Here is a 19,981-nt window from a genome sequence, read left to right as displayed (position 1 = left end):
CGTCGCACCTGGGTTATCCACAGGCGGCGGGCCGTCGTCCTGCCCAGCCGATAGTGTGGGCGCTCGTCCGAGACGCCTCGCCGCCCCCTCAGGGCACAGGCGTCCACCGCAGTCCACCGAACCGGGGCCCGTACCTCGATGTCCGTGCACAGCCACACGGCAGCCCAAGACCTCGCTGCCACTCCTGAGTTCCCGCGCCATGTGGTGACCGCGGTGCTCGTCTCCCACGACGGCGCCCGCTGGCTGCCCGACGCGCTCGCCGGGCTGCTCGGCCAGGAGCGCCCCGTCCAGTTCGCCATGGCCGCCGACACCGGCAGCGCGGACGACTCGGCCCAGCTGGTCACCGACGCCCTCGGCGCCGACCGGGTCCTGCACCTCGCCCGGCGCACCGGCTTCGGCCAGGCCGTCGAGGAGGCGAACCGCAGCGCCCCCCTCCTCACCCCGGACGAGCTGCCGTACCTCAAGCGACCGAGCGGCTGGGACCCGGTCACGCGCACGTGGCGCGACGACGCCTACGACCTGCCGGAGCTGCCGCACGGCGAGCCGGTCCAGTGGCTGTGGCTGCTGCACGACGACTGCGCCCCCGAGCCCGACGCCCTGGCCCAGCTGCTGCGCGTCGTGGACAACGAACTGGACCTCGGCCGCGACGACGTCGCCGTCGTGGGCCCCAAGCTCCGCGGCTGGTACGACAAGCGGCAGCTCCTGGAGGTCGGCGTCTCCATCGCCAACTCCGGCCGCCGCTGGACGGGCCTGGACCGCCGCGAACAGGACCAGGGCCAGCACGACCACGTCCGGTCCGTCCTGTCGGTGTCCACCGCCGGCATGCTGATCCGCCGCGACCTCTTCGAGCAGCTCGGCGGCTTCGACCGGCGCCTGCCCCTCATGCGGGACGACGTCGACCTGTGCTGGCGCGCCCAGGCCGCCGGCCACCGCGTCCTCATCGCCCCCGAGGCCGTCGTACGCCATGCCGAGGCGGCCTCCCGCGAGCGCCGTACCGTCGACTGCGCGGGCCGCACCACCGCCTCCCCGCACAAGGTCGACAAGGCCGGCGCCGCCTACACCCTGCTCGTCAACGCCCGTACGGCGGCGCTGCCCTGGGTGCTGGTGCGCCTGGTCGTCGGCACTCTGCTGCGGACCGTGGCCTACCTCGTCGGCAAGGTCCCCGGACAGGCTCTCGACGAGATCCGGGGTCTCCTCGGCACCCTGTTGCGGCCCGAGCGGATCATCGCCGGGCGGAACAGGCGCGGCAAGCCGGTCGTCGACAAGGACGAGCTCAGACAGCTGTTCCCGCCGCCCGGCGCGACCGTGCGGGCCACCGTGGAGCAGGTCGCGGGCAACCTCTTCGGCGGCTCCGACGCCGAGGCCTCCACGGCGGGACGCCACGGCGGCGGCATCGAGTCCGGCCCCGGCGGCGACGACGCGGAATTCCTGCAGATCGAACAGTTCGCCCGCCTCAAGCGCATCGCCCGTAAACCGGGCCCGGTGCTCTTCCTGGCGTTGCTGCTGGTCGCCCTGGTCGCCTGCCGCAACCTCCTGGGCGGCGGCGCGCTGTCGGGCGGCGCCCTGCTGCCCGCGCCGGCCGACGCGAGCGAGCTGTGGTCGCGCTACGCGGACGCGTGGCACGCGGTGGGCGCCGGCGGCACCCCGTCCGCGCCGCCCTACCTGGCGATCATCGCCGCGCTGTCCTCCGTGCTGTTCGGCTCGACCGGTCTCGCCCTGACGGTCCTGCTGGTCTGCTCGGTGCCACTGGCCGGCTTCACGGCCTACTTCGCCTCCCGCCCGCTCGTCGAGTCCCGCCTCCTGCGCGCGTGGGCGGCCGTCGTCTACGCCTTCCTGCCCGCCGCCACCGGCGCCCTCGCCGGCGGCCGTGTCGGCACCGCCGTCCTCGCCGTCCTGCTGCCGCTCATCGCGCGCGCGGGCGTCGCGGCCGGCGGCCTGACGAGCAGCACGGGCGCGCGTGGCAGTTGGCGCGCCACCTGGGCGTTCGCCCTCCTGCTCACCATCACCACCGCGTTCACGCCGATCATCTGGCCGATCACGCTGATCCTCGGCATCGGCCTGCTCGCCGTGCGCCGCACCGACATCACCGCCTACGGCCTGCGCTTCCTGGCCCAGTTCGGCACCCCCCTGCTGGTCCTCGCGCCCTGGTCGCTGTCGCTGCTCCCGTTCGGGTTCTTCCAGCAGGCGGGCCTGGAATACGGCTCCTCGGCCGCCTCCGCCCTCGACCTGCTCGGCGCGAGCCCCGGCGGCCCCGGCACCGTCGAGGGGCTGATGCTCATCGGCGTGGTGCTGGCAGCCCTGGCCGCCCTGCTGCGCACCGAGCGGCAGTTCGGCATCTGGACGGCCTGGGCGGTGGCCCTGGTCGGCCTCGTCTTCGCGGTCCTGTCCAACGAATCGACCTGGGCCGGTCCCGCCACCCTCGTCTACGGGCTCGCCCTGCTCGCCGCCGCCGTGCTCGGCGCCGACGGAGCGCGCGCACGCGTGGCCGAGCAGAGCTTCGGCTGGCGCCAGCCCGTCGCCGCCCTGATCGCCTTCGCCTCCGCCGCGGGCCCGCTGCTCGTCGCCGCCGGCTGGATGATCGGCGGCGCCGACGGACCGCTGGAGCGCCGCGACCCCGTCCAGGTGCCCGCGTTCGTCGCCGAGGAGAGCGGCACCCGCGACCAGGCCCGCACCCTCGTCCTCGACAGCGACTCCTCCGCCCACGTCGGCTACATGCTGGTGCGCGGCTCCGGCGCCCGCCTCGGCGACGCCGAACTCGCCGCGGCCGACGGTGAGAACGGCAAGCTGGACAAGGTCGTCGCCAACCTCGTCGCCGGCTCCGGCGCCGACCAGGCGGACCAGCTCGGCGGTTTCGCCGTGCGGTACGTCCTCGTCCACAAGGGCGCGCCCCGCGAGGTCACGCGCGTACTGGACGCCACGCCCGGCCTGACCCGGCTCAGCCAGCAGGACGGCAGCGGACTGTGGCGGGTCGACCAGGAGGTCGCGCGCGCGACGATCGTCGCGAAGTCCGGTGCGGGCACCGCGCAGCCGGTGGCCGCGGGCCCCGTCGACATCCACACCACGATCCCGGCCGGCGCCGACGGCCGCATCCTGCGCCTCGCCGACACCGCCGGCGAAGGCTGGACGGCCACCCTGGACGGCAGCCCGCTCACCCGCACCACCGTCGACGGCTGGGCCCAGGGCTTCGAACTGCCCGCCTCCGGCGGCAAGCTGGACGTCACCTTCGACGACCCCTTCACCCACACCCTCTGGCTGTGGATCCAGGGCTTCCTCGCCGTCGTCCTCGTGGTGATGGCCCTGCCCGGCCGCCGCCGTGACGTCGACGACGACCTGCCCGAGGAGCCGGCGGTCCCCGCCCAGGCCGTGGCCGGCGAGGGCCGCCGCGCCCGCCGGCTGCGCGCCCAGGCCGAGGCCGAGGAGAGCACCGGGCCCGAGGACTTCCCCGCACCTCCGCAGGAGGCCCCCGCCGCAGTCCCGCAGCAGCAGTCCTACGGCGACTGGGACGCCCCGAGCTACGCGAACGCCGAGTACGGCACCTACGCCGGTGACCAGTACCAGGGCACCGCCCAGGAGTACCCGGCGGGCGGTTACGACCAGCAGCCGTACCAGGCGGACCCCTACCAGGGCGGCCAGTACGACCCGTACGCCTACGGCGGGCAGAACCAGCAGACGCCGTACGACCAGACGTACGGCGGCCAGTACGAGCAGCAGCAGTACGACCAGGGCTACGACCCCGCGTACGACCCGGCGCAGCAGCAACCGGACCCCACCGGCACTGAGCGCCCCGACGGGAGTCAGCAGTGAACCGCACCACCGTGTCCCTCATCGCCGGCACCGCCGCGCTCGCCGCCGTCACCGGGTTCGCCACGCTCAGCTCGCCGAAGGCCGCGGGCACCGCCGGGACGGCCGTAGCGCTGCCCGTGGAGCGCACCAGCCTGCTGTGCCCGTCGCCGAGCACCTCCGACATAGCGGAGACGTCGTACACGTCCTTCACGCCCGTCACCAAGGACGCGGGGAGCGGCGGCAAGGCCGAACTCCAGGCGGCGGCCGAGGAGTCGGACGGCAAGAGCAAGGGCAAGGGCGAGGACAAGGGCAAGGGGAAGAAGGCCGGCAAGCCGGTCCTCGAACCCGGGGAGCCCGGCAAACCCGCCACCGGTGACACCTCCGGCGGTGACGCACCGGCGCTCGTCGGCACCGCCGAGGGGGAGTTCGCGCCGGGCTGGACCGTCCAGGAGACCACCGAGGTCGCCGCGGGCTCCGGACGAGGGCTGCAGGGCGTCAACTGCTCCGCTCCCGACACCGAGTTCTGGTTCCCGGGCGCGAGCACGGCCGCCGACCGCACCGACTACGTGCACCTGACCAACCCCGACGACTCCGCCGCCGTCGTCGACATCGAGCTCTACGGCAAGGACGGCGCCCTGGACTCCACGCTGGGGGAGGGCATCACGGTCGCGCCGCACTCCAGCGACCCGATCCTGCTGTCCACGCTCACCGAGGAGAAGCAGGAGAACCTCACCGTCCATGTGAACGTCCGCAGCGGGCGCGTGGGCGCGGCCGTGCAGGCGCTGGACGACAAACTCGGCGGCGACTGGCTGGCAGCGTCCACCGACCCGTCCGGCAGCCTGGTGCTGCCCGGCATCCCGAAGGACGCCACCGCGGTGCGCCTGGTCGCCTTCGCGCCCGGCGACTCCGACGCCGACCTGAAGGTGCAGCTCGCGTCCCCGTCCGGCCTGATCACCCCCGCCGGGAACGAGACGCTGCATGTGAAGGCGGGCATGACGGCCTCCGCCGACCTCGGTGACGTCACGCGCGGGGAGGCCGGTTCGCTGGTCCTGACCCCCACCGACACCTCCGTGCCGGTGGTCGCCGCGCTGCGGGTCGTCCGCGGCAAGGGCGACGACCAGGAGACGGCCTTCATCCCGGCCACGCGTCCCGTCGGCACCCGCGCGACGGTCGCCGACAACAGCGCCAAGGGCACCACGCTCTCCCTGACCGCCCCCACGCGCGGGGCCACCGTCAAGGTCACGGCCTCGGCGGGCAGCGAGGGCGGCGAGGCCGTCTCGAAGACGTTCACCCTCAAGGCGGGCACCACCCAGAACGTGGAGGCCCCCACCCCGACCGGCCTCAAGGGCACGTACGCCCTCACGGTGGAGCACGTCTCGGGCGGCCCGGTCTACGGCGCCCGCACCCTGGCGGCCACGGAGGACGGCGTCCCGGGCTTCACCATCCAGACCCTTCCGAACGACCGGGGCATGGTGGCCGTGCCGGAGGCCGACCAGGACCTGTCGGTGCTCCAGAAGTAGCCACGTGACGATCCGCGGGCGGTTCAGTCCTCGCCGTACCGCGGATCGACCGTCTCGGGAGTGAGCCCCAGCAGCTCGGCGACCTGCTCCACGACGATCTCGTGCACCAGCGCCGCCCGCTCGTCGCGCCCCTTGGTGCGGATCTCCACCGGGCGCCGGTAGACGACCACGCGCGCGGGGCGCCCCTCACGCGCGGCGATCGTCCCGCCGAGCGGTACCGCCTCGTCGTTCCAGGACTGTCCGTCCAGCCGGGGTACCTCCAGGACCAGGAAGTCGATGTCGGCGAGCTGCGGCCAGCGCCGCTCAAGGCGCTCGACGGAGTCCTGCACCAGGTCCGCGAACGCCTCCGCCCGGCTCGCGGCGAGCGGCACCTGCGGCGGGGCGATCGGCCCGCGCATGCCCCGTCCGTGGCGATCACGGCGGCGGGGCCCGGGGCTGGTGGCGCGGGGCGGTACGGGGTTGTCCATCACTGGTGAAGGGTAATCCTCGCCGCCCTCCGGTGCCCGACCCCCACGCGGTACCCCCGGACGCGGTCCGAAACCACGTACGGCCACCTCGTACGGCGTGTCGGCAGCTGACCATTCCAGCCAAGGTTCGGCTCGATTCCATATCCCTCCGAGTCGTCGATCTCAAGGCAATTGCCATGGTTTGTGTCGAGTGGTGACCGGGTTCAGAAGTGTTCGGTCCCTCGAAAAGGGGTGTCCGCGCAGGTCATGGTGGTGTGATCGGAGTGGCGTGTGGGGCGTTTCACAGCACGACACGGTGGAGTGACCTGGGGGAGAGTCGTCGCGGCCCGCTCAAGAGTGCGGTACCGTCCAACGTCGTGAGCCCTGTACGTCGCTGTTCGCGCACCGCTTGCGGCCGTCCCGCCGTCGCGACGCTGACGTACGTCTACGCCGACTCGACCGCGGTCCTCGGCCCGCTCGCCACCTACGCCGAACCCCACTGCTACGACCTGTGCGCCGAGCATTCCGAGCGCCTCACCGCCCCGCGCGGCTGGGAAGTCGTCCGGCTCCTCGACGCCTCGGCTCCGGCCCGGCCCAGCGGGGACGATCTGGAAGCGCTTGCCAACGCCGTGCGCGAGGCGGCCCGTCCGCAGGAGCGCGCCGCCGAGGCGGGCGGGGCCCGGCGGGCCGACCCGATGGAGGTCGCTCGCCGAGGTCATCTCCGGGTGCTGCGCTCTCCCGACAACTGACCTGTCCTGTCTCCTGCGGGCGTCTCCTGCCGGCGTCGGAGTCCACTCAGCTCCCGCACCACCCGCTGTCACTGGCTACGGGTAGTTTGTGGTGACCGACAGGACTTCCAGAAGGGTTGGCCGTGGCTGATCTGTCACAGCTCGTGAAGGCGTACGACGTGCGCGGAGTCGTCCCCGACCAGTGGGACGAGACGCTCGCCGAGCTCTTCGGTGCCGCCTTCGTCCAGGTGACCGGGGCGAGCGCCATCGTGACGGGTCACGACATGCGGCCCACGTCCCCCGGCCTGTCGCGGGCCTTCGCGCGTGGAGCGGCCGCCCTCGGCGTCGACGTCACCGAGATCGGGCTGTGCTCGACCGACCAGCTGTACTACGCCTCCGGCGCGCTGAACCTGCCGGGCGCGATGTTCACGGCCTCCCACAATCCCGCCCAGTACAACGGCATCAAGCTGTGCCGCGCGGGCGCCGCCCCGGTCGGCCAGGACACCGGGCTCGCCGAGATCCGCGAACTGGTCGAACGGTGGAGCGAGACGGGCGCCCCGGAGCCGGCGGCCTCGACGGGGACGATCACCGATCGGGACACGCTGGAGGACTACGCGGCCCACCTGCTCTCCCTCGTCGACCTGACCTCCATCCGCCCCCTGAAGGTCGTCGTCGACGCGGGCAACGGTATGGGCGGCCACACCGTCCCGACCGTCTTCGCCGGACTGCCCCTGGACACCGTCCCGATGTACTTCGAGCTGGACGGCACCTTCCCGAACCACGAGGCCAACCCCCTGGACCCGGCCAACATCGTCGACCTCCAGAAGCGCGTCCGCGAGGAGGGGGCCGACCTCGGCATCGCCTTCGACGGCGACGCCGACCGCTGCTTCGTCGTCGACGAGCACGGCGACCCGGTCTCCCCGTCCGCCGTCACCGCCCTCGTGGCCTCCCGAGAGCTCGCCAGGCACGGCGGCAAGGGCACGGTCATCCACAACCTGATCACGTCCTGGTCGGTCCCGGAGGTCGTCGAGGAGAACGGCGGCACACCGGTACGCACACGCGTGGGCCACTCCTTCATCAAGGCCGAGATGGCGAGGACCGGCGCGATCTTCGGCGGCGAGCACTCCGCGCACTACTACTTCAAGGACTTCTGGAACGCCGACACGGGCATGCTGGCGGCCCTGCACGTCCTGGCCGCGCTGGGCGGCCAGGAGGGCCCGCTGTCGTCACTGGTGGCCCAGTACGACCGCTACGTCGGCTCCGGCGAGATCAACTCCACGGTCGCCGACCAGGCAGGCCGCCTGGAGGCCATAAAGACTGCCTACGAGGGCCAGGAGGGCGTACGGCTCGACGAACTGGACGGCCTCACGATCACCACCCCCGACTGGTGGTTCAACGTCCGCCCCTCCAACACCGAACCCCTCCTGCGCCTGAACGCCGAGGCCAGGGACGAGGCGACGATGACGAAGGTCAGGGACGAGGTACTGGCGGTCATCAGGGCCTGACGGAACTCCCGGATCGAGGCGTGTTCGTGGGGGCGGACCGCCGGGCGGTGCTGGGTGGGAGGCGTCGGCACGCATGTCCCATCCCGGACCCCGCAGGGTTGCTGCGCACACGGCGGTCGGCCCGAGCATCGCAGCTCGTCCGGCCCGTGAGTGCGGGGCGCCCCTCGATGGCCGACGGGGCCGGGTGGCGGGGCCTGGCCGGATTTTGAGGCCCGCCCCGCTCCTCCCGAGGCCCGGGGCGGGCCTCGGCGGAGGTGCAGGGGTGGAGCCCAGGGCCCCAGTGGCCGCAGATCTGTGGCCGTTCCGCAGACCCCTCGCGGGGCGGGGCCCGGGAGGGGGCTGGAGCGGAGCCCGGCAGGCCCGAGCGGTCGCAGATCCGCGTCAGTCCAGCCAGTCCACAGGACACGCCCCCTCGACCCAGTCGCTGTCCACGCGGCGCAGCCCCCGCGGGACCCCGACCGGCGACCTCGCCCCAACTCCCGCGCCCAACTCTCCCCGGCGGTACCCTGACCAGGCACATCCGCACAAGCAGCCGTATCGCCCCGAAGGGAACCCCCATGCCGCTCGAAGCCGGCCTCCTGGAGATCCTCGCCTGCCCGGCCTGTCACGCCCCCCTCAAGGACCAGGACAGCGAGCTGATCTGCACCGGCCGGGACTGCGGCCTGGCGTACCCCGTCCGCGACGGCATCCCCGTTCTCCTCGTCGACGAGGCCCGCCGCCCCGCGTAATGCCCCGCTGTCGCCGTAGGCGGGACAGCGTCCCCGCTGCCGTGAGCGACAACGACACAGCGACCCACAGCGACCCCGGTGTCCCGGACCCGCGCGACCGACGACACCCGGTGAAGCGACAAGCCGGCGTCCCGGAGACCCGGCGATCGGAGGCTGCCGCCCATGCTCGACGAATCGCTGCTGGACACCCCCGAGGCCCTCTCGGAGGCCGACCGCCGAGGCCTGCTCCGCGGCGCCGCGGAGGCCGGCGCCCGCGTCCGCACAGCGGCCCGGCTCGCCGTCGAGGCCGGGGTGAACGACCTCAAGCCCGACGGCCGCCCGCGCGCGATCCTCATCGCGGGCCCCGGCGCCGCCGCCACCCACGTTGCCGACCTCCTCGGCACGCTCGCCGGAGCCGGCAGCCCCGTCACCCGCCTCGCCCCCACCGGCGTCGCCCCCGCCGCGGGCGCCCTGCGCTGGGAACTCCCCGGCTGGGCGGGATCGGTCGACCTCCTTCTGATCGCCACGCCCGACGGCACCGAGCCGGGCCTGTCCCTGCTCGCCGACCAGGCATACCGCCGCGGTTGCACGGTCGTCGCCGTGGCCCCCGCCCGCACCCCGCTCTTCGAGGCGGTCGAGGGCGCCCACGGCCTGTTCGTGCCCATGGCGACCGCCCCGTACGAGCAGGACACATCCCTCACCGCATCCGCCCCCGGCGTCCTGTGGGCCCTGCTCACCCCGCTCCTCGCGATCCTCGACCGCACCGGCCTGCTCACCGCCCCGCCCGACACCCTCGAGAAGATCGCAGGTCGCCTCGACCACATCGCCGAGCGCTGCGGCCCCGCCATCGCGACCTACAGCAACCCGGCCAAGACCCTCGCCTCCGAACTCGCCGACGCGCTCCCGGTGATCTGGACCGAGGGCATTTCCGCAGGCCCGGCGGGCCGTCGTTTCGCCGCGGCCCTCGCCGAGCTCTCCGGCCGCCCGTCCGTGGTCTGCGAACTGCCCGAGGCCCTCGCCGCGCACAGCACGCTGCTCGCCGGACCGCTGGCCGCCAGCGCCGACCCCGACGACTTCTTCCGCGACCGTGTCGAGGAGTCCCCCGCCCTACGCGCACGCGTGGTGCTCCTTCGCGACCGTCCGATCGGCGGACTCAGCGCCGCCCCGGCCGCCCGTGACCTGGCCCTGAGCCACGACACGCCGATCAGCGAGCTGGAACCGGAGTCCGGGGGCGAGATCGAGACCCTCGCGGAACTGATCGCCGTCACGGATTTCGCCGCCGTTTACCTGGCGCTCGCCTCGGGGGCCTGACGTTTGCCGGGACGCCCTGAAAGCCGTACGTGGAGAAAGAGCCTGATGGACCGCCTCGAGAACACCGTCCGCCCCTACGCCTGGGGATCCACCACCGCCATCCCCGAACTCCTCGGCATCCGGCCGACCGGTGAACCGCAGGCGGAGATGTGGATGGGCGCCCACCCGGGAGCCCCCTCACGCACCGGCCGGGGCACCCTCGCCGAGGTCATCGACGCGGACCCGGAGAAGGAGCTCGGCGCCGAGGCGGTCGCCAAGTTCGGCCCCCGCCTGCCCTTCCTGCTCAAGATCCTCGCCGCGGGCGCCCCGCTCTCCCTCCAGGTGCACCCCGACCTCGCCCAGGCGAAGGAGGGTTACGACGACGAGGAGCGCCGCGGCATCCCCGTGGACGCGGGCCACCGCAACTACAAGGACGCCAACCACAAGCCCGAACTGATCTGCGCGCTCACCGAGTTCGACGGCCTGTGCGGCTTCCGCGAACCCGCGCGCGCGGCCGAGCTGCTCGACGCGCTCGGCGTCGACTCCCTCAAGCCGTACGTCGACCTCCTGCACGCCCGCCCCGAGGAGGCGGCCCTGCGCGAGGTCCTGACGGCCGTCCTGACCGCCGACCGCGAGGAGATGGCCCACACGGTCACCGAGGCCGCGGCCGCCTGCGCCCGCCTCGGCGGCGACCACGCCCCCTACGCCGCCATCGCCCACCACTACCCGGGCGACCCGGGCGTCATCGCCGCGATGCTCCTCCACCACGTCCGGCTCCAGCCCGGCGAGGCACTGTTCCTCGGCGCCGGCATCCCGCACGCCTACCTCAGCGGCCTCGGCGTCGAGATCATGGCCAACTCCGACAACGTCCTGCGCTGCGGCCTGACCCCCAAGCACGTCGACGTCCCCGAGCTCCTGCGCATCGTCCGCTTCGAGGCCGCCGACCCGGGCGTACTGCGCCCCGAGGCGTCCCCCGACGGCGAGGAGGTCTACGAGACCCCCATCGACGAGTTCCGACTGTCCCGGTATGTCCTTCCCGAGGGCGTCGCCCCGCACGACCTGACCCGTCCGACCCTGCAGATTGTGCTCTGCACGGCAGGTTCCGTGCGAGTCGGGGCAGACGAACTGAGCCCCGGCCAGTCGGTGTTCGTACCGGCGGGCGAGAAGGCCGAGGTGTCGGGCGCGGGCACGGTCTTCCGGGCGACCGTGATCGTGTGACCGACATGGACCACTGAGACGTGTGATCGTATGACCGGCCCTGTGGACGGCTGAGACGTCCGTGCCGGGCGGGCTGCAAGAATGGCCCACCGGCAAAGGACGGGCAAAGAGCCTGGACGGCGTAGAGGCACTTGAGGCGAAGGGACAACGCGACCAGATGAGCGCGTCAGGCGGAACCAGGGCGATCGTGGCGGCACTCGGCGCCAACCTCGCGATCGCGGCATCGAAGTTCGTGGCGTTCGCGTTCAGCGGCTCGTCCTCGATGCTCGCCGAGGGCGTGCACTCGCTCGCCGACTCCGGAAACCAGTTCCTGCTGCTCGTCGGCGGCAAGAAGGCCCAGCGCGAGGCCACCCCGCAACACCCCTTCGGCTACGGCCGCGAGCGCTACATCTACGCCTTCCTGGTCTCCATCGTCCTCTTCTCGGTCGGCGGCATGTTCGCCGTCTACGAGGGCTACGAGAAGATCAAGCACCCGCACGAGATCGAGCACTGGTACTGGCCGGTCGGCGTCCTCGTCTTCGCGATCATCGCCGAGGGCTTCTCCTTCCGTACGGCCATCAAGGAGTCCAACCCGCTGCGCGGCAACCTCTCCTGGAAGGAGTTCGTGCGCCGTGCCAAGGCACCCGAGCTCCCGGTCGTACTCCTGGAGGACTTCGGTGCGCTCGTCGGCCTGGTCCTCGCCCTCGGCGGCGTCGGCCTGGCCCTGCTCACCGGGGACGGCGTCTGGGACGGCATCGGCACCCTGTGCATCGGCATCCTGCTCATCCTGATCGCCCTGGTCCTGGCGGTGGAGACCAAGTCCCTGCTGCTCGGCGAGGCCGCCGGCCTCGAGGCGGTCCAGAAGATCGAGGCCGCGATCGTCGACGGCCACACCGTCACCGGCATCATCCACATGCGCACACTCCACCTCGGCCCCGAGGAACTGCTGGTCGCCGCCAAGATCGCCGTCCAGCACGACGACACGGCCGGCGAAGTCGCCTCCGCGATCAACGCGGCCGAGTCCCGCATCCGCGAGGCCGTCCCGATCGCCCGTGTCATCTACCTCGAACCGGACATCTACAGCGAGGCCGAGGCCCGCAAGGGCCCCGACCGCGAGGCGACCCCCGGGGGACCGGCACAGCACCCCGCCGAGCACTGATCACCGGTCCCCAGCGGCCGTACGGGCCCGCGTCCCCGCACCGGGGCGCGGGCCCTTCGCTCACCTGATCTCGCTCAGCACGTCCAGCACAGCCCTCTTGTCCGGCGCCGCGAGAAGCCGCTCCCGGAACCCGGCATCCATCAGCCTGCGCGACAACAGAGCCAGGATGCGCAGGTGTTCGTCGCCCGCGGCCGCCTCCGGCACGGAGATCATGAAGACCAGCCTGGCCTTCGTACCGTCCAGGGAGCCCCACTCGATGCCTTCGGCGGACCGTGCGAACCCGACGACGGGCGCGGTCACGGCGTCCGTCTTGGCATGCGGGATCGCTATCTCCTCCCCGAGTCCGGTGGTTCCCTGCTCCTCCCGCCGCAAGGCGGTCGCGACCAGCTCGTCCACGTCCACCACCTTGCCGGTCCGCGCGAGCAACTCCGCCATCTCCCGTACGGCCGCCGCCTTGTCCCGGGCATCGAGGCCGACTTTCACGGCCTGTTCGGTGAGATAGCCGGAGAGGACCTCGCGAGGGGCCTCGGCCGTGACGCCTCCGTCGGCTGCTGCCGCGTGGACGCTGCCGGCTTCGGCCCCGGCGCCGCCTGTCCTGGCGGCCACATCGACGTCGACTTCCGCACCCACCTCGGCACTGGAGTCGGGTTCCGCGGCTTTCGGGGGCTTGGTCGCGACGGCGCTGGCGGCTTCTCGGGTCGCCGTAGCTTCAGCGTCCGCGCTCGCGTCGGGCTCCATGGTTTTCGGGGACTTGGCCGGTGTCGTCTCCGTGACGGGTGTGGGCGTGCTCAGCGGAGTGACGATTCGCTGTGCCACCAGGGCACCGGCGGCTCCACCGGCCGCCGCACCGGCGCCCACGCCGACCAGCTCGGGCTCGAGCGGTTCGCCCACACCCGGTCCGGTCACACCCGGCCCGGCCACCGGCGCCGCGCTCTTGCGCCGCCGCTCACCGATGTCGACCAGCATGACCGTCGTCAGCGCGGTGACCACCGTGCCGATCAGCACGGCCACGAAGAACACCGGTACCCCGCTCACCGCACCCAGCACCGCCACGATCGGCCCGCCGTGCGGCACCGCGTCCTCGACCCCGGCGACACCGGCGACCGCGCCGGCCACCGCGCCACCGAGCATGTTGGCCGGGATGACCTGCGCCGGACGCGCCGCCGCGAACGGGATCGCGCCCTCGGAGATGCCGAAGCAGCCCATGAACAGCGCGGCCAGCCCGGTCTCCCGCTCCTGCTCGGTGTAGAGCCGCTTCCGTATCAGCGTGGCCAGGCCCTGCCCCAGCGGCATGACGGGGATCGCGGCCGCGCACATGCCCATGACCGTCTGGTTGCCGGTCGCGATCAGCCCCGTGCCGAACAGGAACGCCGTCTTGTTGACCGGGCCGCCCATGTCGAACGCGATCATGAGCCCCAGAATCGCCCCCAGCAGGATCGCGCTGGTGCCGGTCATCCCGCCGAGCCAGTCGGTGAGGTGCTCGAACACCCAGGAGATCGGCTTCCCGATGACGTAGACGAAGAACAACCCGAGCGCCGTGGTCGCCACGATCGGGATCACGATGATCGGCATGTTCGGCTGCATGAACTTCGGGACCCTGACCTTCTTGATCCACAGCACGAGATACCCGGCGAGGAACCCGGTCACGATCGCCCCGATGAACCCGGCGCCCGCCTTCGAGTCGTAGAGCGACCCCGTGTTCGCGATCCAGCCGCCGATCATGCCGGGGACGAGGGCCGGGCGGTCCCCGATGGCATAGGCGATGTATCCGGAAAGGATCGGCACCATCAGCGTGAAGCCGATGACGCCGATGTTGTTGACGTCCATCCAGAAGGAGTCCTTCGGGATGACCAGCCCGCCTGACGGGTCGGTGTGCCCGCCGAGCGAGAGCGAGATCGCGATCAGCAGGCCGCCGACCACCACGAACGGAATCATGTAGCTGACCCCGTTCATCAGCGCCTTGTAGCCGACGCTCCGCTCCTTGCCGCCGCCCGAGACGGAGGCGGCCGGGGTACCGCCCGGCGTGTGCACCGGCGCCGACCGCACCCGCTCGATCAACCGCTCAGGATGATGAATCCCCTCCGCCACCCCCACGGTCAGAACCCGCTTGCCCACGAAACGGCTCAGGTCCACGTCCTTGTCCGCGGCGACGATGATGCCGTCCGCAGTGCTGACATCGTTGTCATTCAGGACGTTTTCAGCCCCGATCGATCCCTGGGTCTCCACCTTCATGTCGATGCCACGGCTCGCGGCGGCCTGCGCGAGCTTCTCCGCGGCCATGTACGTGTGCGCGATGCCGGTCGGGCACGCGGTCACCGCCAGCAGCTTCACCCGCTGTTGCTCTCTGCCGCCGCCCGTGGGGGGAGGTCCGGCCGGACTGGTCACATCGATCTCCTCACGCCTTTGCCACACGGAAACGCCGTCCCGGACGTCCCGCAAGATCGATCAGCTGACCGATCGCTTCACGTCTCCCCTCACCTGCCCAGGTCACCCAAGGAGCAAAAGCCCCCGGATGACCTGGTCGGTTACCGCACGTTGCCGCCCGTTTCCCGGTTCGTACGCCGGTTGTCACCACCGTCACGGCACCCTGTCAGGACGGCTGACGACACGCGGCCCGCGTGACGGACCACAGCCCGTGATCGGCCTGATGTGTTCGGAGGCGGACTGGGGTGCCCCGGCCGACCGGTGTAGCTTGGGACGGAGCCAGACGTCGCTGCTGATGGCGGTCGGGCGGTCCGCACGCGGACCGGCCGAGGGAGAGAGGGCCTCCGACGGACTGCGCTGCGCGCACCGGGCATGCCTGTGTCCTCTTCGGGCACCCCTGTGTCCGCCGCCGCGCAGACCAGCAGTACTTCCGCGCCCCAAACCCGAGGAGCAGCACCACATGACGACTGTCGACAACCGACAGGACTTCAAGGTCGCCGACCTCTCCCTGGCCGAGTTCGGCCGCAAGGAGATCACCCTCGCCGAGCACGAGATGCCCGGCCTGATGTCGATCCGCAAGGAGTACGCCGAGACGCAGCCGCTCGCCGGCGCCCGCGTCACCGGCTCCCTGCACATGACCGTGCAGACCGCCGTCCTCATCGAGACCCTCGTCGCCCTGGGCGCCGAGGTCCGCTGGGCGTCCTGCAACATCTTCTCCACCCAGGACCACGCGGCCGCCGCCATCGCCGTCGGCCCGAACGGCACGCCCGAGAACCCGCAGGGGATCCCGGTCTTCGCCTGGAAGGGCGAGACCCTGGAGGAGTACTGGTGGTGCACGGAGCAGGCCCTGACCTGGCCGAACACCCCCACCGGCGGCCCGAACATGATCCTGGACGACGGCGGTGACGCCACCCTCCTCGTCCACAAGGGCGTCGAGTACGAGAAGGCCGGCAAGGTTCCCTCCGTGGACACCGCCGAGTCCGACGAGCACCGCTGCGTCCTCGAACTCCTGCACCGCACCATCACGGACGGCTCGCAGAAGTGGACCCAGCTGGCCTCCGAGATCCGCGGCGTGACCGAGGAGACCACGACCGGCGTCCACCGCCTGTACGAGATGCAGCGCGACGGGGTCCTCCTGTTCCCGGCGATCAACGTGAACGACGCCGTCACCAAGTCGAAGTTCGACAACAAGTACGGCTGCCGGCACTCCCTGATCGACGGCATCAACCGCGCCACCGACGTCCTCATCGGCGGCAAGACCGCGGTCGTCCTGGGCTACGGCGATGTGGGCAAGGGCTGCGCGGAGTCGCTGCGCGGCCAGGGCGCCCGTGTCATCGTCACCGAGATCGACCCGATCTGCGCTCTGCAGGCGGCGATGGACGGCTACCAGGTCACGACGCTGGACGAGGTCGTCGAGACGGCCGACATCTTTATCACCACGACGGGCAACAAGGACATCATCATGGCCTCGGACATGGCCAAGATGAAGCACCAGGCGATCGTCGGCAACATCGGTCACTTCGACAACGAGATCGACATGGCCGGCCTCGCCCAGATCCCCGGCATCGTCAAGGACGAGGTCAAGCCGCAGGTCCACACCTGGAAGTTCCCCGATGGCAAGGTGCTGATCGTGCTGTCCGAGGGCCGTCTGCTGAACCTGGGCAACGCCACCGGTCACCCGTCGTTCGTGATGTCCAACTCCTTCGCGGACCAGACCCTGGCCCAGATCGAGCTGTTCACCAAGCCCGACGAGTACCCGACCGACGTCTACGTGCTGCCCAAGCACCTCGACGAGAAGGTCGCCCGCCTCCACCTGGACGCGCTCGGCGTGAAGCTCACCCAGCTGCGCCCGGAGCAGGCGGCGTACATCGGCGTCGAGGTCGACGGCCCGTACAAGTCGGACCACTACCGCTACTGAGCCGTACGGCACAGCAGTAGTACCTCCGAGGCAGGCCCCCGCACCCCCGTGTCGGGGGCCTGCCCCTTTGGCCTTGTGGACCCTTCTTCGGCCCTTCTCCCTCGCCGTGTGACCGTCAGGCCGGACAGCCCGTCAGAACCCAGGACACCCATGCCCCGCGGCCGTTATTCGCTCCACGATCCGCACGATCACACCCCCCTCGCGGAAGAACACTTCCAATGCGCCCCCGGCCCGTCCGGCTGGCGCTACGTCTCTCAACTGACCACCCCCGCGGGAGGTCACAGCGGCTCGGTCGACCTCACCCTCGACGAGCTCGGTCGCCCCATCCGTCTCGAACTGCACGCCGAGAGCTGGCAGGTGCGCGGTGCCGCGCTCGACGGCGTCACCTGGGTCCGCACGGACCCCACCGGGGCCCACGCCACGGAAGGCAATGTCCCCGCCCACGCCTTCACCGGCACATCCCCGGCGTTCCTCGTCGCCACCACCCGTCTCCTGCGCCTCACCCCCTCCGCATCAGCAACTCGCGTACGCCTCGTGGCCTTCACGGAACCCGTCCTCGCCCCGCGCACCGTGGACCAGTCCTGGACCTTGCTGAAAAGAGAAGCACACGCCACTGACAACGGCCCGCTGACCGTGGAGGAATACCAGGTCACAGCGCTGGACACAGGCGAGCAGCACACCGTGCACATCGCCGGGGACGTGGTCCTGGCAGCCCCCGGAATCGAGCTGGAGGACCTCGAGTCACCGCCGTCGACGTTCCCCGAAACACCGCTCGACTGAACCGGCCTCAGCGGATGCCCGCTCCCGCACCCGACACCACTGGGGCCGCGGGCACATGCAGGATCACGCCGGCGGGACGAACCCGGAGGCGGGCCTGCCCTCCGACGGCACCGCCGACGGGGGTCCGTCGGAGGACTCCTCGACCTGGACCCCAGGACGTTCCACGACCGGAGTCGCCTCGACGCCGATCGAGACAGGCGGCTGAGGAGAGGACGGATCCGCGGGCCGCGCCCCCGGGTAGGGGTAGCCGGCCTGCATCCCGAACGCAGGCCCGGGCACCACGCCAGGAGACGCCCCGGCCCCCGCAGTAACGCCGCCGAAGGCCCGCCGGGACTCGCGGGCCTGCCGCTCCTGCACCACCGCCGCCAGATACGCGCCGGGCGGTACGTCCCGCGGCGCCGGAGTCCCGGTACGCGCGGCGAGATCGGACGCCAGCCGCTCCGCCATGGCCCAGCCGACCTGCGGATCGAGCTGGTGCATCCGCGTCAGGTACTGACGGATGGCAAGCCACAGGCCATCGGGAACCGCCGACAGATCGAGTGGGGTGAACCGGCCGGCCAGCCAGGGCGGAGGCGGCGGCACGAATCCGCTGGGTGCCACGGGAATCCGCTCCCGCACGACCAGCGTCCCCGCGAACACATCACCGAGCCGACGCCCACGCGCCGAGACAAGCGAGGCGATACACGCCACGACTCCGAACGTCATCAGAATCTCGACCACACCGATCGCACCCCGCACCAGCGCATGCCGGAACCGGATGGGCCCGCCGTCGTCCCGCACCACACGGAGCCCCACAGCGAGCTTCCCCAAGGACCGACCATGGCTGAGCGTCTCGACCGCGATCGGCCCGCCCACCAGGACGAGCAGGAACGCGGCGATGGACAGTGCCATCTGGGCCGCGTCGTCCAAAGACGCGGAAGCGGCCACCACCGCGACGGTCACGGCGATGTACACGACCACGGCCACGATCAGATCGACCAGCACGGCCAACGCCCTGCTGGGCAGCCTCGCGGGGCGCAATTCAAGCGCCACCGCCTCGCCCGTCACCAGCTCACTCACGCCCGCCGTCCTTCCCTGACCTGCCACGTGAACGACCAGTCTGCCAAGCTGAGGGCGCATCGCGCCGCAGTACGACAAGCTGACATCCACGACGGACCGCCGACGATCAGCCGAGGAGCAGGCAAACCGATGGACCTCGACGTCTTCGTCACCGCCCACCGAGCCGAGTGGGACCGCCTCGACGCCCTGCTCCGGCGCCAGCGCCGCCTCAACGGCGCCGAGACGGACGAACTCGTCGCCCTCTACCAGCGCACCGCCACTCACCTCTCCCTGATCCAGTCCAGCGCCCCCGACCCCCAGCTCACCGGCCGGCTCAGCCAACTCGTGGCACGCGCGCGTAGTGCCGTCACAGGAACCCGCCGCGCCTCTTGGCGCGATGTCACCCGCTTCCTCGCATACGGCTTCCCCGCCGCGGTCTACCGATCGCGGCACTGGTGGGTGCCCACCGCGCTGCTGTCCACGGTCGTCGCAGCCCTCCTCGGCTGGTGGATCGGCACCCATCCCGAGGTGCAGTCCTCCATCGCGGCCCCCAGCGAACTACGCGAGCTCACACGCCCCGGCGGCCAGTACGAGACGTACTACTCCAGTCATCCCGCCGCGTCCTTCGCCGCCCAGGTCTGGACGAACAACGCACAGGCCGCTGCAACATGCCTGGTCCTGGGCATCTTCCTGGGCCTCCCGGTCCTCTGGATCCTGTTCCAGAACATGCTCAACCTCGGTGTGGGCGTCGGCCTGATGTCCTCGGCCGGCCGCCTCGACACCTTCCTCGGCCTCGTACTTCCGCACGGACTCCTCGAACTCACCGCAGTGTTCGTCGCCGCTGGCACAGGTCTGCGTCTCGGCTGGACCCTGATCGATCCGGGCCCCCGCTCCCGACGCACCGCCCTGGCGGAGGAGGGCCGAGCCGCTGTGGGCATGGCGATAGGCCTCGCCCTGGTCCTGTTCATCTCGGGCGCCATAGAAGGCTTCGTCACACCCTCGGGCCTGCCCACCTGGGCCCGCATAGCCATCGGGATCGTCGCGGAGCTGACCTTCCTCGCCTACGTCTTTGTCCTGGGCGGACGAGCGGCGCGTGCGGGTGACACGGGCGACGTCGAGGCAGCCGAACGCAGCGCCACGGTCCCTACTGCTGCGTGATGTGCGGGGGACCGTACCGAGCTGCTACTGTCTCCTTCGCCCCACAGGAGCCGTTGACACGGACGCTGCGGGGAGGTAGATTCGAACAGTTGCCTGGAGCCGGGTTCATCCCGCTCGGCAGCGGTGAGTGTCTGTCTGCTTCTGGAAATCCTGATTTCGAAGAAGCTACTTCCCGATAAATCGGAAACAGATGGCCGGTCAGTCCGGCCCGAAACTTCTGATAATGTTGGGAGCGCCGGAAAGGGAAACGCGAGAGCGGGAACCTGGAAAGCACCGAGGAAATCGGAACCGGAAACGGTCTGATAGAGTCGGAAACGCAAGACCGAAG

General features: G+C 71.4%; 14 protein-coding genes. 11 read left to right on the top strand and 3 right to left on the bottom strand.

The features are described from left to right. The first annotated feature begins 138 nt into the window (after positions 1-138). Positions 139-3,804: a glycosyltransferase family 2 protein gene (locus ACZ39I_RS23600; RefSeq protein ID WP_467246282.1), complete on the top strand. Its 3,666-nt coding sequence runs from the start codon at positions 139-141 to the stop codon at positions 3,802-3,804. Further along, positions 3,801-5,303, top strand: a complete 1,503-nt coding sequence (locus ACZ39I_RS23595) for a DUF5719 family protein (RefSeq protein WP_467246281.1) — start codon at positions 3,801-3,803, stop codon at positions 5,301-5,303. Before ACZ39I_RS23600 ends, ACZ39I_RS23595 begins: the two co-directional genes overlap by 4 nt. Positions 5,304-5,326: 23 nt before the next feature. On the opposite strand, the gene ACZ39I_RS23590 is transcribed toward ACZ39I_RS23595, so the two are convergent. Continuing rightward, positions 5,327-5,770 carry a metallopeptidase family protein gene (locus tag ACZ39I_RS23590; protein ID WP_352388875.1) on the bottom strand — a complete coding sequence of 148 codons (444 nt, stop codon included), beginning with the start codon at positions 5,768-5,770 and terminating at the stop codon, positions 5,327-5,329. Between the two features lie 305 nt (positions 5,771-6,075). Here ACZ39I_RS23590 and ACZ39I_RS23585 point away from each other — a divergent pair, with 305 nt between their 5' ends. The 6 genes from ACZ39I_RS23585 (at position 6,076) to ACZ39I_RS23560 (ending at position 12,335) form a co-directional block, all read left to right on the top strand. Further along, complete coding sequence (locus ACZ39I_RS23585) at positions 6,076-6,498, top strand: DUF3499 domain-containing protein (protein ID WP_352388874.1); 423 nt, start codon at positions 6,076-6,078, stop codon at positions 6,496-6,498. Positions 6,499-6,614: 116 nt separating this feature from the next. Then, positions 6,615-7,982 carry a phosphomannomutase/phosphoglucomutase gene (locus ACZ39I_RS23580; RefSeq protein ID WP_467246280.1) on the top strand — a complete coding sequence of 456 codons (1,368 nt, stop codon included), beginning with the start codon at positions 6,615-6,617 and terminating at the stop codon, positions 7,980-7,982. A 557-nt stretch (positions 7,983-8,539) separates the two neighbouring features. Then, a complete protein-coding gene (locus ACZ39I_RS23575) occupies positions 8,540-8,710 on the top strand; it encodes a Trm112 family protein (protein WP_352388109.1) in 171 nt (56 codons plus the stop codon). 162 nt (positions 8,711-8,872) lie between these two features. After that, positions 8,873-10,000 (top strand): SIS domain-containing protein, encoded by a 1,128-nt coding sequence (locus tag ACZ39I_RS23570; protein WP_467246279.1) that lies wholly within the window; start codon positions 8,873-8,875, stop codon positions 9,998-10,000. A gap of 45 nt (positions 10,001-10,045) precedes the next feature. Then, positions 10,046-11,197, top strand: a complete 1,152-nt coding sequence (manA, locus tag ACZ39I_RS23565; protein WP_467246278.1) for a mannose-6-phosphate isomerase, class I — start codon at positions 10,046-10,048, stop codon at positions 11,195-11,197. A gap of 157 nt (positions 11,198-11,354) precedes the next feature. Further along, positions 11,355-12,335 (top strand): cation diffusion facilitator family transporter, encoded by a 981-nt coding sequence (locus tag ACZ39I_RS23560; protein WP_467246277.1) that lies wholly within the window; start codon positions 11,355-11,357, stop codon positions 12,333-12,335. 60 nt (positions 12,336-12,395) lie between these two features. On the opposite strand, the gene ACZ39I_RS23555 is transcribed toward ACZ39I_RS23560, so the two are convergent. Then, positions 12,396-14,720, bottom strand: coding sequence for a fructose-specific PTS transporter subunit EIIC (locus ACZ39I_RS23555; RefSeq protein WP_467246276.1), 2,325 nt, complete (start codon positions 14,718-14,720; stop codon positions 12,396-12,398). Positions 14,721-15,219: 499 nt separating this feature from the next. Between ACZ39I_RS23555 and ahcY the strand changes: the two genes are divergently transcribed. Further along, positions 15,220-16,677, top strand: a complete 1,458-nt coding sequence (gene ahcY, locus ACZ39I_RS23550) for an adenosylhomocysteinase (RefSeq protein WP_467246275.1) — start codon at positions 15,220-15,222, stop codon at positions 16,675-16,677. Between the two features lie 150 nt (positions 16,678-16,827). Further along, positions 16,828-17,457, top strand: coding sequence for a hypothetical protein (locus ACZ39I_RS23545; protein WP_467246274.1), 630 nt, complete (start codon positions 16,828-16,830; stop codon positions 17,455-17,457). 63 nt (positions 17,458-17,520) lie between these two features. Here ACZ39I_RS23545 and ACZ39I_RS23540 read toward each other — a convergent pair whose 3' ends face one another. Next, entirely contained in the window at positions 17,521-18,516 is a 996-nt protein-coding gene (locus ACZ39I_RS23540) for an RDD family protein (protein WP_467246273.1), read from the bottom strand. A gap of 129 nt (positions 18,517-18,645) precedes the next feature. Here ACZ39I_RS23540 and ACZ39I_RS23535 point away from each other — a divergent pair, with 129 nt between their 5' ends. Then, positions 18,646-19,653, top strand: a complete 1,008-nt coding sequence (locus tag ACZ39I_RS23535) for a stage II sporulation protein M (protein ID WP_403654200.1) — start codon at positions 18,646-18,648, stop codon at positions 19,651-19,653. The last annotated feature ends 328 nt before the right edge of the window (positions 19,654-19,981 follow it).

Source organism: Streptomyces sp. NPDC024687 (assembly GCF_055559055.1).
The sequence above is the reverse complement of the archived record's forward strand: the minus strand, read 5'-3'. Positions and strand labels throughout refer to the sequence as shown.